20 protein-coding genes are annotated in these 15,646 nt (G+C 47.2%); 9 read left to right on the forward strand and 11 right to left on the reverse strand.

Going from position 1 to position 15,646, the window contains the following annotated elements; translation table 11 throughout:
* Positions 1–178 precede the first annotated feature (178 nt).
* From BGO59_RS10820 to BGO59_RS10830, 3 genes are all read left to right on the forward strand, one after another.
* Positions 179–694 carry a hypothetical protein gene (locus tag BGO59_RS10820; protein ID WP_293683648.1) on the forward strand — a complete coding sequence of 172 codons (516 nt, stop codon included), beginning with the start codon at positions 179–181 and terminating at the stop codon, positions 692–694.
* Between the two features lie 73 nt (positions 695–767).
* Complete coding sequence (locus BGO59_RS10825; RefSeq protein WP_293683649.1) at positions 768–1,628, forward strand: AraC family transcriptional regulator; 861 nt, start codon at positions 768–770, stop codon at positions 1,626–1,628.
* Between the two features lie 100 nt (positions 1,629–1,728).
* On the forward strand, positions 1,729–2,022 hold the full coding sequence (locus BGO59_RS10830; RefSeq protein ID WP_047096321.1) for a putative quinol monooxygenase: 294 nt from the start codon (positions 1,729–1,731) through the stop codon (positions 2,020–2,022).
* A 464-nt stretch (positions 2,023–2,486) separates the two neighbouring features.
* Here BGO59_RS10830 and BGO59_RS10835 read toward each other — a convergent pair whose 3' ends face one another.
* The 8 genes from BGO59_RS10835 to BGO59_RS10870 all read right to left on the reverse strand — a co-directional run bounded on the left by BGO59_RS10835 (position 2,487) and on the right by BGO59_RS10870 (position 7,745).
* Positions 2,487–3,413: an IS3 family transposase gene (locus tag BGO59_RS10835; protein ID WP_293683650.1), complete on the reverse strand. Its 927-nt coding sequence runs from the start codon at positions 3,411–3,413 to the stop codon at positions 2,487–2,489.
* Positions 3,410–3,817: a hypothetical protein gene (locus BGO59_RS10840; protein ID WP_157634687.1), complete on the reverse strand. Its 408-nt coding sequence runs from the start codon at positions 3,815–3,817 to the stop codon at positions 3,410–3,412. The genes BGO59_RS10835 and BGO59_RS10840 overlap by 4 nt, the downstream gene beginning before the upstream one ends.
* 222 nt (positions 3,818–4,039) lie before the next feature.
* Positions 4,040–4,903, reverse strand: a complete 864-nt coding sequence (locus BGO59_RS10845) for a universal stress protein (protein WP_293683651.1) — start codon at positions 4,901–4,903, stop codon at positions 4,040–4,042.
* Between the two features lie 455 nt (positions 4,904–5,358).
* Positions 5,359–5,613, reverse strand: coding sequence for a helix-turn-helix transcriptional regulator (locus BGO59_RS10850; RefSeq protein ID WP_293683652.1), 255 nt, complete (start codon positions 5,611–5,613; stop codon positions 5,359–5,361).
* 67 nt (positions 5,614–5,680) lie between these two features.
* Positions 5,681–6,094, reverse strand: coding sequence for a GreA/GreB family elongation factor (locus tag BGO59_RS10855; protein ID WP_293683653.1), 414 nt, complete (start codon positions 6,092–6,094; stop codon positions 5,681–5,683).
* Positions 6,095–6,178: 84 nt separating this feature from the next.
* Entirely contained in the window at positions 6,179–6,862 is a 684-nt protein-coding gene (locus BGO59_RS10860; RefSeq protein WP_293683654.1) for an MCP four helix bundle domain-containing protein, read from the reverse strand.
* A gap of 309 nt (positions 6,863–7,171) precedes the next feature.
* Complete coding sequence (locus tag BGO59_RS10865; RefSeq protein WP_293683655.1) at positions 7,172–7,453, reverse strand: hypothetical protein; 282 nt, start codon at positions 7,451–7,453, stop codon at positions 7,172–7,174.
* A 118-nt stretch (positions 7,454–7,571) separates the two neighbouring features.
* The gene (locus BGO59_RS10870) at positions 7,572–7,745 is read right to left on the reverse strand and encodes a hypothetical protein (RefSeq protein ID WP_293683656.1); all 174 of its coding nucleotides are present in this window, start codon (positions 7,743–7,745) and stop codon (positions 7,572–7,574) included.
* A gap of 69 nt (positions 7,746–7,814) precedes the next feature.
* Between BGO59_RS10870 and BGO59_RS10875 the strand changes: the two genes are divergently transcribed.
* The 5 genes from BGO59_RS10875 (at position 7,815) to nhaA (ending at position 12,326) form a co-directional block, all read left to right on the forward strand.
* Positions 7,815–8,792, forward strand: a complete 978-nt coding sequence (locus tag BGO59_RS10875) for a hypothetical protein (protein ID WP_293683657.1) — start codon at positions 7,815–7,817, stop codon at positions 8,790–8,792.
* Positions 8,793–8,850: 58 nt separating this feature from the next.
* The gene (locus BGO59_RS10880) at positions 8,851–9,204 is read left to right on the forward strand and encodes a TerB family tellurite resistance protein (RefSeq protein WP_293683658.1); all 354 of its coding nucleotides are present in this window, start codon (positions 8,851–8,853) and stop codon (positions 9,202–9,204) included.
* Positions 9,205–9,292: 88 nt separating this feature from the next.
* On the forward strand, positions 9,293–10,000 hold the full coding sequence (locus BGO59_RS10885) for a TerC family protein (protein WP_293683659.1): 708 nt from the start codon (positions 9,293–9,295) through the stop codon (positions 9,998–10,000).
* Positions 10,001–10,203: 203 nt separating this feature from the next.
* Positions 10,204–10,842, forward strand: a complete 639-nt coding sequence (locus BGO59_RS10890) for an MCP four helix bundle domain-containing protein (protein WP_293683660.1) — start codon at positions 10,204–10,206, stop codon at positions 10,840–10,842.
* A 143-nt stretch (positions 10,843–10,985) separates the two neighbouring features.
* Positions 10,986–12,326, forward strand: a complete 1,341-nt coding sequence (gene nhaA / locus BGO59_RS10895) for a Na+/H+ antiporter NhaA (RefSeq protein ID WP_293683661.1) — start codon at positions 10,986–10,988, stop codon at positions 12,324–12,326.
* An 829-nt stretch (positions 12,327–13,155) separates the two neighbouring features.
* Here the strand turns inward: nhaA and BGO59_RS10900 are convergent.
* Entirely contained in the window at positions 13,156–13,386 is a 231-nt protein-coding gene (locus BGO59_RS10900) for a helix-turn-helix transcriptional regulator (RefSeq protein ID WP_293683662.1), read from the reverse strand.
* A gap of 86 nt (positions 13,387–13,472) precedes the next feature.
* On the reverse strand, positions 13,473–13,883 hold the full coding sequence (locus BGO59_RS10905) for a GreA/GreB family elongation factor (protein ID WP_293683663.1): 411 nt from the start codon (positions 13,881–13,883) through the stop codon (positions 13,473–13,475).
* Between the two features lie 1,326 nt (positions 13,884–15,209).
* Between BGO59_RS10905 and BGO59_RS10910 the strand changes: the two genes are divergently transcribed.
* Positions 15,210–15,383 (forward strand): hypothetical protein, encoded by a 174-nt coding sequence (locus tag BGO59_RS10910; protein WP_293683664.1) that lies wholly within the window; start codon positions 15,210–15,212, stop codon positions 15,381–15,383.
* A 4-nt stretch (positions 15,384–15,387) separates the two neighbouring features.
* Here BGO59_RS10910 and BGO59_RS10915 read toward each other — a convergent pair.
* The coding region (locus BGO59_RS10915; RefSeq protein ID WP_293683665.1) for a hypothetical protein at positions 15,388–15,646 on the reverse strand (259 nt) is incomplete at its 5' end.

The raw sequence follows: 15,646 nt of genomic DNA on the forward strand, positions 1-15,646 counted from the left end.
ACAGCCCATACGACCTCATTAATGGTAAAATCTTACACCACCACACTCAGCATTTGCCGGGTGTGGTGGTGTATTTTAGACTGTTTTTTTATTTTGTTAGTTTTGCATATATAATTCATCTGACAGATTGATTAAGAATATCCAATATTTCTTCCCAAGTCAGATGCACATAAAAACGATGCAAGATTTTGAGTACATAAAAATTGTTCCTGACGAACGGCTCTCCGGTTTTGTGGAGAGTTTCCTGCTATGTGCCAATCATACCGATGAAGATAAAGAAGTCATTATTTTTCCCGATGGAAGAGTGGACAATATGTTTAGCTGTACAGATCAGGAACCATTGGTAGCCGAATTATTTAATCTGGATAAAAAAGCAAGGCGGTATATTTTCAAAAAGCAAACAAAGCTTTTTATGGTATGTCTTACCTTGCTTGGTGCCGAATACCTGCTCGGATACAACGGGACAGATTTTGGAAAAGATGAGATTCGGCTTCCCGCAGGTTTTTGGGATATTTCTAAAGAAAACCTTACAAGCTTAGATAGCTTTGCAGAAAAGGTTTCGGAAAAACTTTTGGAAATATTCCCGAAAAAGATGGATGAAAGAAAGCAACAGCTTTTTGAGCTTATCTATTCGTCAGGTGGTAAGGCGTTATCAAGTACCCTCCTTACAGCAAGAAAAAACTCAAATGGCTAAAATCGCTTTTGGAACGAATTTCTTAATGAAACAACCAAAGAACACTCCGTAAAAAATCAATTTAATTTTGACGATGGACATTACAAACCTTCCCGAAGATCTATGGGAACATAACGAAACTCATACTTCGGATTTGCAAATTTTCAATTACGAAGTGTATAAGAACGGTTCCAGAAACAAGATTGGCCTGAATAAAAATGTATTCAGTTTCTTATTGGATGGTCAAAAAAACATTCACTTTTCTAATGATATCATTTCAATCAATGAAACACAATCGCTACTTATCACATCTAATAATGTTTTGGTTACTGAACTGGTAGGTGTAAGTTCATACCGTTGTTTACTCTTCTTCTTTTCTCACAAAAACATCACCGATTTTTTATTGAAACATTCCCATTCTTTCAGTCAGAATGCCTCAGATAAAAAGATAACGGATATACCTTATTTCCTTTTAGAGAAAGACAATTTTATCATCCATTATATTCATTCGCTCCAACAGATTTTTGGTTTGCAACAATCTATCTATCAAAAGATTTTGGAACTGAAATTTGAAGAAATAATGCTTTATCTGGCGGATAAATATGGGAAGGTATTTTTAGATTACTTACATTATTTACTAATCAATGAAAGAGAATTATCATTTAAAATGGTAATTCAAAAGAACCTTTATACGAACTTGAATATTGACGAAATAGCCTTTCTGTGCAATATGAGTGCCTCTACTTTTAAGAGAAAATTTATAAGTATATACCGGGAATCTCCAGGGAAATGGTTTCAGCAAAAACGGCTTAACAAGGCCAAAGAATTGTTACATAATAACCAAGTCACACCTTCCGAAATTTTTATGGACTTTGGCTATGGCAGCTTGTCAAATTTTAGTGCAGCCTTTAAAAATGAATTTGGGTATAGCCCCAACCACATCCACTCAAATTGACCTCTTTTCATAACTTATTGAACCAAACTAATAAACGAAGCAACGCTGGTTTTTCTATTTTTGTCTGATTTAAGAATTGTTTAACTAAAAAATAAAAACAATGAAAAAATTAGGATTGTTAGTTCGGTTGGAAGCAAAGGCCGGCCAAGAAAAAAACGTTGAAGATTTTATTACAGGAGCATTACCGCTTGCTCTTGAAGAAGCCGGTACCGTTACGTGGTATGCATTCCGTATTGATGCTTCTACCTTCGGTATTTACGATACTTTTTCAAACGAAGAAGGCAGAGAGGCACACCTTGGCGGTAAGATCGCAAAAGCATTAATGGAAAATGCACCAGACCTATTGGCAACACCTCCGTCTATTGAAAAATTGGACATTTTAGCTGCCAAATAGCCTAAGATAATACCATTATATTTAAGGGAGGATTTTGCAAAAACTCAGCAAAAACCTCCCTTAATTGTTCAAAAAAATATCTTCTCTTCCTCATTTTTTTTTAGATATCTAAAAAATCAACCCAAAAAAGCTTACGTCCTTTGCATTATCAAATTTTAAAGAGATGCAAAAGGTAAAAGAAACCACGGATACATGGTGCCCTACTGTAAGTGTCCCGAAACGACAGACAGTTTGAAATTAGAGATTAAACCTTAATTTTAACTGATGAAAAAGACGAGATTCACAGAGACACAGATCGTATCGATCCTCAAACAGCATGTCACGTCCTGGAAAAACCTTACAGATTCCGAAAGTTAATCCTAAATAGCACTTGTCACTTCAAAGCCCTGAGTACTTAATTATTCGCTTTTGCATCTAATCTACTCATACCCTGTATTATCACCCTTCTGTAAACCATCAGACGGTCAGTTCATTACTGGCTCGACTCTATCTTCCTGCCTGATCGGTTTCGGTCTTCGATATTGCTTCCACCGTTTTTTCAATAAGCCACTTCGCTCATGAGCGACTTCGGGGGTCAAGTAATCCAGACTAGAATGCGGACGTTGAGTATTGTACCGAGCAACAGCTCGGGTGATCGCTAGGTCAGCTTCCTGGTGGTTTTGGTAAATGGTTTGGGAGAAGAACTCAATTTTAATAATTCCATTTACCCGCTCGGCTAGGGCATTATCGTATGGACTGCCGGATTGAGTCATACTAATCGCAATCTGCTCGTTTTCCAACAATGAAATATACTGAGCTGAACAGTATTGAATACCACGGTCAGAATGGTGAATCAGTGTATAATCGGTTATGCGTTTTCGATCCTTTAGGGCCATTTTTAAGGCTAAAACACAGCCTGTTGCCTCTAGAGTTGGATAAAGCGCATAACCAACAACTTTTCGAGAGTAGGCATCGGTGATCAAACTAAGATAGCTAAAACCTTGTACAGTTCGAATGTAAGTCAGGTCACTAACCCACAATTGTTCAGGGCCGTCTACCGTCAATTCCTTGATTAGATTGGGGTATTTTTTTAGCCAGTGATGCGAATCAGTCGTCTTGACCATGCGCTTGCGTCTGCGAATGAGCAGGCCGTGAAACCCCAATAAATCAAACAATTGGTCTCTGCCCATCTTTATCTGGTGGTTGTCTAACTGGGGCTGCAATAGATGAAACAGCTTTCTGGTACCTAGTAAGGGCATATCTCTGCGCAGGTCACTAACCAATCTGAGCACCACTACGTGGGCAATGCTGGTTTTCTTCTCTTGAGCAGCCGCGTCATAAAAAGCCTGACGAGTCACACCAAACAGATCACAAAGCTGCTCCAGGCTTACTTGAGGATGGCTTTGCTTCATTCTTTTGACCGTTTGGTACCAGACTTTTTTCGGATCTTGATCTTCAAGTCTTCTTCAGCCACCTCGATAACCGTCTGTAAGCTGCTGATTTTTAATTCAGCTTGAGCGAGCGCCTTGGTTAGGGCTTTCACTTGCCGAGTTAATGTTTGGTCCAATTGAGGGTCGGGCATGGTGGTAGACGGCTCAGGAGTAGCCAGTGTGTCCGTCGTTGGCAAAGAAAACACAACCAGCCAACTTCGCAAGGTATTGCGGTTAAGTCCGTACTTACGGCAGGCGGCTCGTATGCCGATGATTCCCTGGTTTACTTCGTGCACAATCCGACGCTTTTCTTTTTCGGTTCGTCGCTCGAATGGATGTCGGCTGCCCATTCGTAGTCCCTGTTTTTTCGTGTTCTTGTGAGTCATCCTGATATGCTTAATGTAAAGCTATTTCAGGACTAGACAGTCATATGGATGTTCTACTTGAAAAGTGACCCTGTTGCGGATTAAAATCCCTCAGGAAGTAAAAGGACGTTTAACTCTTTTTCCAGCAAGTCATCGAAAACCAAAGGAACGTTTAATCGGCAGCCTGGCGATCAGCAACAGCTGTCAAGGGCAGGGCTGACGAGTTTGTTTTGAGGGAACGCATTAGGAGTCAGCTTTTAGGTGATAAACCAGGATAGGGATCGTCGATCGACTAATCATTCGGCCTGTCAGACTAGGGTTCAGCAGTCCCGATATAAAATCGCGTTCATGGGTGGTCATCACCAGTAAATCGGCCGGATTTGTGGAAAGATACCAGTCGATTCCGCTAACTACGGTCGGGGCATTAACCCGATCCACTTCAACTGGGTTATCACCCATAAGCTGCTGAAAATGAGCGATTCGTTTATCGGCACTGGTTTTATTGGATTGATTATCCGTCTGTATATGAAGTAGACGTAGCCTGGACTCAAACCGATGGGCCATCTCAACAACCTGAATGAAGGGCTTCGGCTGATCAAACGCCAACGATGTGGTGTAGACAATCGTTCGCGGATAAACCCGTCCTGATACCATCTCCAGATCATCAGTGGGTGCGATCAGGACTGGACACCGTGACCGCCGGGCAATGCTGAGGGCGACACTGCCCGTCAACAATTGCTGATAGATACTAGCCAGGGGATCATGCCCCATCAGGATCAAGTCAACGGCTTGTTGTTGGGCCGTGGCCAGTATGACCTCGGTTGCATTACCCTGCCGCAAAAGAACCCGGCAGCCAATGCCTTCCCGCCCAAATTGGGTAGCTAGTTGGCGGAGTTTGGCTGGATAGGCCGCTTCGACCACCACATCCATCGATGTGTTTAGGTCTACGGGGTCCGAATCCGACGACTGGCTCATCACGTTTATCGGAGTCTGTTGTACATGCAATAAGAGGAACGATGAAGAATACTGGTGAGCAAACAGGCGTGCCCAATCGAATACTGCCGTAGTTTGCTCCCGCAAATTGGTGGCTAACAAAATAGTTTTCATATCGATTCTCTCCCTTTATTGATAAACCCAATGACTGTATGTCTTCTTCGTAAAACCTACCCTTCTCGGGGGCTATTCATCGAGCCAATATAGGCTGCATCCACCGTCGATTCACGACACACTTTTCTCAAGAAAAGCGTGTATACTGCCCTTTAGGCGACTTGTCAAGCTTTTGAGTAGGTATCAATTCGCATAAATTTGGCTTATAATCGCTTCCTGAGTGATTAACCCGCTGTCCTACTTCGTAAACCATGTGGAACGTAAAGTCGGTATTTTTACCTAGCACAGAGCTGACTAATTTGACCATCGGTGGATGAATGGAACCTTTTTGATTCATCCGGTAGGGATTGATCCCGGTGGCACCACACAAAAGCCCACCAAATTTCTCAGGCTACAGGTCGTAGCCTGAGCGTTAACCGACACCATCATGAGAAAAGGGGGCAGATGAACTCTCACTAGGGCTTTGTCTGAAAGCCTACAATTAAATCGACTTGGCATAGGTGGGCAATTTTAGCGAGTGTGTGCAGGGGTATTTTCTGACCGTTTGTTTCGTATTTATGCACGGTAGAAACGCCCACGCCTAGCTTTTGAGCCAGCTCCTGCTGGGTCAAATCAGCCTGTAACCGGATGTCCCCAATCAGATTACCGATTTGTTCCAGGCTAGTCTCTTCATCTACTTCGTTTAAAATCACATAGCTTGCTTGAACCATACCGGGCTGTTTTCCAAAAATCGGGCGTACTAAAACGAATGAATGGCTACCTTAATCGGGCTGATGATTAGCGTGAGAAGTCACCAGCGGCTTCGGGCTGATAGAGAATCTGGTTGATTCGAATGTTTATGGAACCAAATGGGGTAGTCAGATTGGCCACCGTTCCCCGCTGACAGCCCAGCAGGGCCGTGGCCAAGGGGGCAAAAATGGAAATTCGGTTGCGTGCGCCATCCGCCTCTTCGGGGTACACTAAGCAAATATCCAGATGCTTATCCATATCTATATATTCCAGACTTACTACCGAATTCATGGTGACCACATCCGAGGGTATCTTCACCGGGTCCAATAGGGTTGCGCCGTCCACACCCCGCACCAGTTTCATGAGCTGCGTAGGGGATACCCGGGCATTGATTTTAGCTTGCTCGATCCGTTTTTTCAGGCGCTGATAGTCCAGCTTACTAATGATTCTATTTGTCATCATTCGTTGGTTTTTGATGGTAAATACGGTTAATATGCTCCTCTAGAGATGCTTTGCTCAGCCCCAAAGCCATTAAAAAGCAATTCCTTAGTTGAGATGAAACGGCGGGGCGGACTGGCCTACTAACCGCGCGTTGTGAATTAGGCCCAGAATCACCAGACCCACCAGGAGTGAAAGGGCTGTTAACAGGGTCACGTTCAGCGATCCGCCTGCGGCCATCCGATGTGCGTCCTTCACCGATTGTTGGCCTGTCTCGGCTTGGATCTGAGCCAGTTCATGGAGTGCCTGAACACTGTGTTTGAAGACCAGTGCCCCTGGGCCATAAAAAACCTGACGGGCTTGGGACGGCTGTTCGACAATTAGCAAGGCCTGTATAGACTTCTCCAGGTCTTGCCCCTGCTTGAATTTCTTGTGGAATGCGTTCAGCCAGCGTGTCTCGCTGGCCGTCAGTTTTGTTTTTTTGTATTGCCTGATCCGCTCGTTTATTCGCTGGTTATAGTGCCCCAGTTGCCCAGCTAGTGCCGCGGGTGAAACAGGCACTTCATTGACGAACTGATGTTCGATCAGCAGTCGTTTGGCGTGGATACTTTCGTTGATATGAACCAATTCGATGGCCGGCTGCAACCGGTCGGCGTAGAGGGCGACCACCGTTTGTTCCATGTCCTGCACGTCATTTTTCAGGCTGGTTGCAGTATATAAAATGACCAGCATCAGGCTCAGCAACAGCCCGGCCACTTTGAGTTTTTGTTGGAGGGCGAACGACCATTTCATGGGATTCAGGGAGAAAAATTACACTACAGTTTATTCACGGCCAGCGATGGGTCGACTGGGTACTGGTATGGCCCGCGTTTTTACCCCGACACAAGCGCGGCTTCAGGTTGATGCCAGGGCTTTTGCCGCCGACACCATTGCAGCAGTTGAATGCGTTCCCCAACCGACAGATAGTGGAGTAACTTGCGGAGTTCCTTGCGGAAGAGTGCTTTATCAAAGCTTACTTTTTTAGCACCAGTTGACTATACTCAAACCAGGACATAGTGTTAACGAGTTAAGGGGTTATAGATAGCTGGCCGGAACAGCGGCTTATCCATACAAGGTTAGTTTTTCTGCCGGGATGTGATCACGGAGCCTAAACACAGGCTTTTTAATAGCCCCGAACCAAGTTCGTTTAGGGGCGGATTGGATGGGCAGGTTGTGCCCAACGCCAAAGCAGGTAGGCTGCACGGTAGGTAGCTGTTGCCGCCGGTTCACCTCCGCCCACAGACAGATCAGCAACACCCCGCCAAAGAAGAGCAGATAAATTACCGGCAGCCAGCGATAAGTGGGCATCTGCCCCTTCAACGGTTCAATTGGATGGGTTTGCATAGTTTTTCTTGATTAGTCGTACTTACTGAACATAGTGTTGTCGGGCGCAAAAAAGGGCTTAGTCCCCTTACCGACAGTTGTCCGTTGGCCAATGCCAGACTGGGTTCGTCTAATTTGATTAGATGCCCATCCACTCGGTCAGGTAATCGCTACGCTGCCTAAGCGGTATTGATGCCTTCTGACCTGGCTTAAATAACCCGTACGTATAACGTATGGTGACCCCAAGGCCGGCCAGTAAACTGACGACCAGCAGTTTGTTGACGTGGGGAACTCGTCGTATGAGCCTTTCCATGACATTCGTATTTTGATTTCTTGTTTTCTTGCTGTAAATTTACAACTGTAAAAATACAAATGCAAATATATGACCTATATTAGTGCACAACCGGAACTATCGACTAGCTGGGAGGATATTTGTTTTCCCGTAGAGCCGCTGCTGCTCAGCGATCTGTTGCCTGACTATGACATTATAGCCACCGACCGTCAGAAACTGATTGTGGGCCAACTGGCGGGGGGGCGAAAAACCTTATTTGGCATTCAGAGTGCCGACTACACCATTATTCCTAACCGGGCCATTCAGGAAGTCGTCGACGAGCTGATCCCGGATTACCAGCTCCTGATTAAACATACCAACACGGGTGAGTTCAGCATCAGCATTATTCTGCCCGCATCGCTGTCGGTCGGGACCGAGCAACTGCAGCGGAGTCTGACCATTACCAACAGCTATAATGGCAAGACGCCATTCAGCATTCAGGGTCAGTCGCTGACGGCCCTGCTGGACCCGTCGACCCACCTGGGCAGCAGTGTGTACCGGAACGTTTGCCAGAATGGCCTGCTGGGCTGGGCGGACTCCTTTGCCGATCTGGCTGCCTATCAGACCTGGCTGGGCCACTGGGCAAAGGGTCCCCAAAAAACACCGTCCGCCAAAACGCCGTCAGCTCCCGCCCGCCCGCAACGGTCTACGCCGGATATTCGTAAACTCCATCAAAGTGCGCTGACCATTCCCCTGTTTCAGCAGCAATTGCATGAGTTGCTTCTCGATCACCTGACGACCGGCGTTACGCTGACGGCGACCGTATATGACCAGTTTCAGCAGACGGATATGGCCGGTATTCACGAGCATGTTCTTCGTGAACTGCCTGTGCCGGTTCAATTGATTAAGCAGGCCCGTGAGCGCCTGCGGCTGGAGGAGCGCCTGTTGAACTCCCCTCCCTCCTGCTGGCTGCTCTACAACGCCGTTAATTATGCCTTATTTACGGCCCGCAGCAGCCTGACGCTCAACGACCGGTACCGCCTGGACGAGCGCGTGTTTCATCACCTGGCCGCTCAGGCGTTCGCCTGAAGAAGCATCCTCATCAGCCATAAACCCGTTCTGACAACAACCTATAAACTTAACTGATATGTATTCACCGGATGTAGCCATGGGATTAGGCAGTATCGTTTATGCGCTGTGTAAACTGGACGGTCAGCTTCACCAGGATGAGACGAAGCTAGCCTGTGACCTGTTAGCTGAGGGTCCCTACAGTGATCTGGCCATCTGCGCGATGTTCCTGCGGGATAATGTGGGTGAACCCGCCGAGGAAGCCAGCGCCTTTGGCCTGCGCCGACTGGCCGACAAGCGGGTTGAAATTAGCCAGGAAACCAAGAAACGGTTTGTCCGTATTCTGCTGCGGGTGGCGCGGGCCCATGAGGGAATCTCGCGGGAAGAACGGGCCTTTATTCGGCAGTTCTGGCGGGAATTGCAACGAATATGAGCAGAAACGTACCTTCGTCCTGGTTCGGTATAGACGTCCGGACTAGGGTCAATGCTACCACTCATCTAATTCTGTTTACATTCGCCTTATGGACGGTATCAACCATTTGATTCCCCTATTGACCCTGATAGCGCTGGAGACCATTCTGGGCATCGACAACGTTATATTCATTTCGATTCTGGCCGGTAAACTGCCCCTCGCCCAGCGGAATCGGTTCCGGTACTGGGGCCTGGGCCTGGCGATGTTTTTGCGACTGGGACTGCTGACCCTGCTGGCCTGGATCATGCAGCTTAACACGACGCTGTTTACCGTAGCCAGCATCGACATGAGCGGGAAAGGTCTGATTCTGCTGGGCGGGGGCCTGTTTCTGATCTACAAGAGCACGGCTGAAATTTACCACTACGCTGAACTCGGCGACGATGCCCATGCCCCTGATACAACCAAAAACTCGTTCCGCGACCTGTTGATTCAGGTCCTGGTTTTGGATCTGGTTTTTTCACTGGATTCAATCATCACGGCCGTGGGCATGGTCAACCAGCTATGGGTGATGTACACGGCCATCGTGGTGTCGGTGGGGATCATGCTGGTGGCGGCTAAACCCATCAGTGAATTCATAACCCGGCACCCGTCGTTCAAGATTCTGGCCCTGTGTTTTCTGCTCATTATCGGCATGTCGTTAGTGGCCGAAGGGCTGCACGTCGAAATCCCCAAAGGGTATATCTATTTTGCCATGGCGTTCGCTTTTGGGGTTGACCTAATCCAGATGAAGACGGTATCGAAAGCAGGGAGCAAGTGAGTTAGCTCTACAAATTAACTTGGTAGGGGAACAAGTAAAAGCATGCTGCTACATTCATAAAAAACGCAGTGTCCCTGGCGGGCCGGTGCATAGTATTGGACAGGAATCATTCATTGTCACATGATCTTCGGTCTGTAACCAGTCTAACACCCGAAGGACTCAGTGTAACCAACGGGTAGTGCATTGATTAAACCACTTACAGTATGACACATTTACCCCATACTCGTTCATCGGTACGCTCCATCCTGCTGGTGATTGCTTTGCTGGGACTGATTTTGACCAGTGTTTTCCTAAGTCGTCGCCGTATCCAGGATATACAGGAGGCATCCTCATCGATCTACAAAGATCGACTGCTGCCCACGGGCATGCTGGTCAATCTGACCGCAACAGTCTACCGAAAACGGCTGTTGCTGGAAACACACGTGTTGGCTACTCAAAAACCAAACCCGGAATTGATAGCCTCAACGCTCGACCGGTTCAACCGGCGGACGGACTCCTTACTGACCGAGTTTGAACGAACCAAATTAACGAGAAAAGAAGCCGACCGGCTCAGGCAGCTCCGGCAACAGCTTACCGTTTATAATCAGCTGGAAGGCGAGCTAACAACCAATTTAGTTGATTTACCAGCATCCCGGAAGGCGCTCTTTGCCGGTAGTGGTAGCACGGCTTTTGGCCAGGTGGCCCAAACGCTTGATGAACTGGCGAGTCTACAGCTGAGCGTCGGTGAAGAACTGCTGGGCGAATCGAGAGCCCAAACCAATTATATTTACGTCTTGACGGCCTTACAAATAGGTTTGGTACTGATGATTGGATTGAGCCTGGTCTGGCACCGTTTCCAATAGGGATGAATGCGCGCTATGGAGCAACGGGTAATTAACCCAACAACCAGTGCTTTAGGAACTTAGCCAGGTAGCTGACTGTGGTCCAGGACTGTCCTGCCGGAGATACCGACAGATCCGGCCATGCAGTCGGGCACACTAAAATCATGATGAGTCGAAGCAGCCTACTGAAAAACCTGTCCAGGCCCCTAATCCAACCCTTCGCCGAGTTTTTCAGACTCGAAGCCGCCAGTGGTATTTTGCTGCTGATTAGCAGTGTATCAGCGTTGGCCCTGGCCAATAGCAACGTTGGCATAGCGCGTTATTTCCCCCAGGTTTGGGATAGCGTATTGGCTGTTTCGGTAGGCAGTATGGTGCTTACCAAAAGCCTTTCGCACTGGATAAACGACGGACTGATGGCCCTGTTTTTTTTGATTGTCGGCCTGGAGATCAAGCGGGAGGTACTGGAAGGCGAGCTGGCATCAGTCAGACAGGCCATGTTGCCCTTGGTGGCTGCGCTGGGAGGCATGGTGATACCAGCGGGGCTGTTCTGGCTAATTAATCGGCATTCGCCCACCGCTGGCGGCTGGGGTATTCCCATGGCGACCGACATTGCCTTTGCTCTGGCCATTGTTACGCTCCTGGGTGAGAGGGTACCGCTGGCACTGAAGGTTTTTCTGACGGCCCTCGCCATTGTGGATGACCTCGGTGCGGTCCTGGTCATTGCCTTCTTTTACACTTTGGCTATCGATATCCATTACCTGCTCGGCGCGAGTGGCGTATGGCTGGTGCTGCTCCTGTTGAATCGGCTGGGCGTCCGAATTCTTTCAATTTATCTGCTGCTAGGGTTCGTGTTGTGGTACCTGACCTTGAAGTCGGGGATACATGCCACCCTTGCTGGCGTGCTGCTGGCGATGGTCATTCCGTTCCGTACCCGCCTGACTGATCCAGATGCCGTGCAGCGGCAATTAGGGTCCATGCAGCAGCGAATCCAGACCAATACAGGGATGCCGCGCGACTTGAGCGAGGAGTTGGAAGCCCTCTCGGAACAGATCGGCTCACCTTCCCAGCAGCTTGAACACCGCCTGCATGGTCCCGTCGCGTTTCTGGTCATTCCGCTGTTTGCCTTTTGCAATACCAGCCTTCTCATTGACTTCAGTACCTTTGGACAACTCACCAATCCGCTGGCGATGGGCATTATGGCCGGACTTCTGCTTGGCAAACCGGTCGGTATCTTGCTGCTGAGTTACATTGCCGTGTGGTTCGGGTGGGCGAGCTTACCGGTAGGTGTAAGCTGGCGGCAACTGGTTGGGGTAGCGGTACTGGCAGGCATCGGCTTTACGATGTCGATATTTGTTACACTGCTGGCCTTCAAGGAGCAACCTATCCGGCAGAATGAAGCTAAAATTGCCATTCTGGTAGCCTCCTTGCTAGCGGGTCTGCTGGGCTATGTTTTATTGCGTGGGGACAAAAGCGGTCTGACCGCTACTCCACAGTCTTCAAATTGAGAAGCCGTTAGTAGCGAAGCCAACTTTTGTTTGCCGATAACAAATACCCCCGCTGAACTAGGCCTAACTTAAGCTGCGAAGTGGGGAACATCCCGGCAATGTTCGTCCAATCTCATTTTGGATGCTATGGTTTGGGTTTGCAGGTTCGTTTCGATTTCGGGGCTGTCGTATAGGCATGCAAGTAGCCATCCGTCCCAGGGCTGTAAAGGGGACAGAAACGCTGGGGGCAAATCGTTAGGACATCAGGCGAGTTCAAGGCGATTAGGAAACGGAAAATCCGGCTTGTTGGACCTGGTTTGCGTAAGTTTATCCCTACCCTTAACAACATATCCTTAATCCGGGCGAACACAGGGAGGTTGTTAACAGATTTTATAACAACGGTGAACAGATCTTGACTGAAAAGTCGTGCCCAGTTAACCAGGGCAGTATTATCCTCTTCCAAACTGGTTGTCAACAAAATTATTCTCATCACCTTATCTCTTCTGATTAAATGCTATACTTTACTGCTCCAACGTTCTTTCAGCCGAACGCAGGCTAGTTGGTTTAAGCGATTCCCCTTTGTTTACAAATACGAACGGAAACAAAATGGTGGGTCGGTGGACCTACGGTTCCTAATGGCCTACTCTTAAATTTACTGTTCTCCTGGTAAAAGCGCATCACAAATGTTGAAACTCCATAGTAGACAACCTGAAGTTGATATCCTGGCTTCTCAGTGGTTCAGGTCCTTGGCAAACTAAAGGGATAAGGAGCGTTTTTACATGATCCTTCGTGGCAGTTCACTTGATGCGCAGGTTACCCACGTGTCCTTCACCTGACAGAGCACAAACCCTTAGAACTGGAATCCTACGATTAAATCAATTTTACAAACATGGGCAATTTTAGCGAGCGCGTAAATCGGTATTTTTTGACCAGTTGTCTCGTATTTATTCACGGTAGAAACGGCCACTCCTAGCTCGTGAGCCAGCTCTTTCTGCGTAAAACCTGCCCGTAAACGGGCGTCCCCAATCAGATGGTCGATTTGTTCCAGGCTAGTCTCTTCATCCGTTGCCTCCAAAACCACATGCTCACTTGAACCATAGAGGAATGCTTTCTAAAAAAAGCATACGTAGTATCGATGAAAAATCACTTGGTCAGCCCGCCCGATGATTAAAGCGAGAAGTCGCCAGCAGCTTCAGGTTGATACAGAATATAGTCTATCTTAACTCGCACCGTACCATAGGGGGTTAGTAAACAGACGAGATCATTGACTTTTCTGCCTAACAAAGCCGTCGCTATAGGAGCTAGAACAGAGACTTTAGATTGGGTACTATCGGCTTCTTCGGGATAGACTATTTGAAGGCTTACTGTCTTTTGACTATCCGGATAACTCAGTTTGACCCGGGTATGCATGGTAACCACATTCGCTGGTATATTGGTTGGGTCAAGCAGGGTAGCGCTATTAACGCCCCGTACTAACGTAATTAGCTGGCTACTAGATACCTGGCTATCGGGTTTTATCTGGCCGATCCGCAGCTTCAGCCGCTGATAATCCAGCAGGCTGATAATTCGATTTGTCATGGATGGATTCTTTTTTAGAGTATAAAAAATATGGATTTTCAATGTAGATGAAGTTTGGAAACTGATGGACCGAGCCCACTCGACTTAACCAGGAGTCGCAGACTGAGCAACCCTATTTCTTCATAAAAAAAGGCGAAAAACTAGATTTAGACCGGAGACCCTTGACAAACAAAAAACTGAATCGGGTGCGGATGACTTTTCTGAACGTATTCCGAAACAGCCTCCTGTAAAAGGGAACTAAGCGTATCCGGCTAATAAGGTATTTTTTATACCTTTTATGAGTCAGTCGCTACCAGCATGGGCGGCCTGTTTAGCCACCCATGCCATAGGTATCTTTAAACCTGTTTTTTCCTACAGCGCATGTGAACGAGCCCCATTTTTTGCCTGTATAGTCGGTTAGTTAAGCTAATCTTACCGACTAGGTACGGGGCTGGTTAATTTATCCATTAACGACAAGTATCTGTCCAAAGGGTGTGGTTGAATTCCTCCCGATAATGGCTTATCACACCGATGGGACGGTAGGCAATTCAGTAACTGAAAGTCAGTATCCGTTGATCGCCGAATGCCTTCAAAGGGGGTAGTTATTGACGCATACTGACGTTGCTGGATTCGATCCAACTGTGCTACCAGCGGAATCATATATAGGCTCCCAATCAGAAACAGACTATTAACTGATCGCCCCTGGTTGTACGCAGTCGAAACGACGGGATTGCTAGTTGATGTACTCATGAGGTTGCCGTTTACTTCGTTCGGTTACCGATCCTGCTTAGTCCTGGTGGGCATCACCCCTGCATAACTCTCGGCAGTAAGGCTATTCAAATAACCCCCTATTTTGAAAGACAGTTGAATCGTCTATTCGGAATGTTTATTTTACAGTTGTAAATTTATACCTGTAAAAATAGAAATCAAAATTTTCAAATATGTTTTCGTCTTATTTACCCAAGTTCCCTGTTTCACTGCGGCTTCCTTCAGTCACTTTGCTGACGGGTGCTGCCCTAAGCTGGACATACTGGCGAAAATGACCTGCTCGATCGGAGCGACGGAGAAATAGGTTTGGAGTTTACCCAGTAAGCGTATTGAGTCAGCTTCTTTTGACCACTAATTGGTCAAAAGATCGGTTAAGGTCAGTAGCTTAGCTTGCATAAAACAACGATTGTAAAGCAATTGATTTGGGCGTCAATTCTTTACCATGCACAGGTTCCTATGTATGCCCACCCCTCAGTATATAGATTGATGGACCAGATAAAAAACACGATATTATTTACACTGGTCTACAAGGGCGAGGAATGGCCGGTACAGACACATAGAAATAAATACCACTCGCTGATGAGCCTTATTTCAGCTTATCTCCCAGTGGTCGGGTTTGGCTTGTGTAGTGGCATGGGTAGTTGCGGCACCTGCGTCGTCGAAATCGACGGTATACGAAGCCTGTCCTGTGGAGTAGCCGTTAGTGATGAACTGGCCAACACGCGCATTGTGGTCCGGCAGTTGGGCATCTAAATGTTCAGCTATATAAATGGGTACGGAACCAGTTAATCATCAGCCTGGCCTGTTCAGGAATACTAGCTCGCTCTGCTATATCAGGTGAATCCAATCGAACAATGGTTACGTTTCGGTTAAGGTACTTTTCATCGTAAGCGTTTTGATTTTTACGAATAAATGACCCTTCCAAACGGCTTACCACCAGTAAAACAGGGACCGGTACATTAGCTAGATGGCTTAGAATCCGGTCAGGTCTACTCCCGCGTGAGACAACCGTTCGT

The organism is Spirosoma sp. 48-14, from assembly GCF_001898575.1.
GTDB lineage: Bacteria > Bacteroidota > Bacteroidia > Cytophagales > Spirosomataceae > Spirosoma.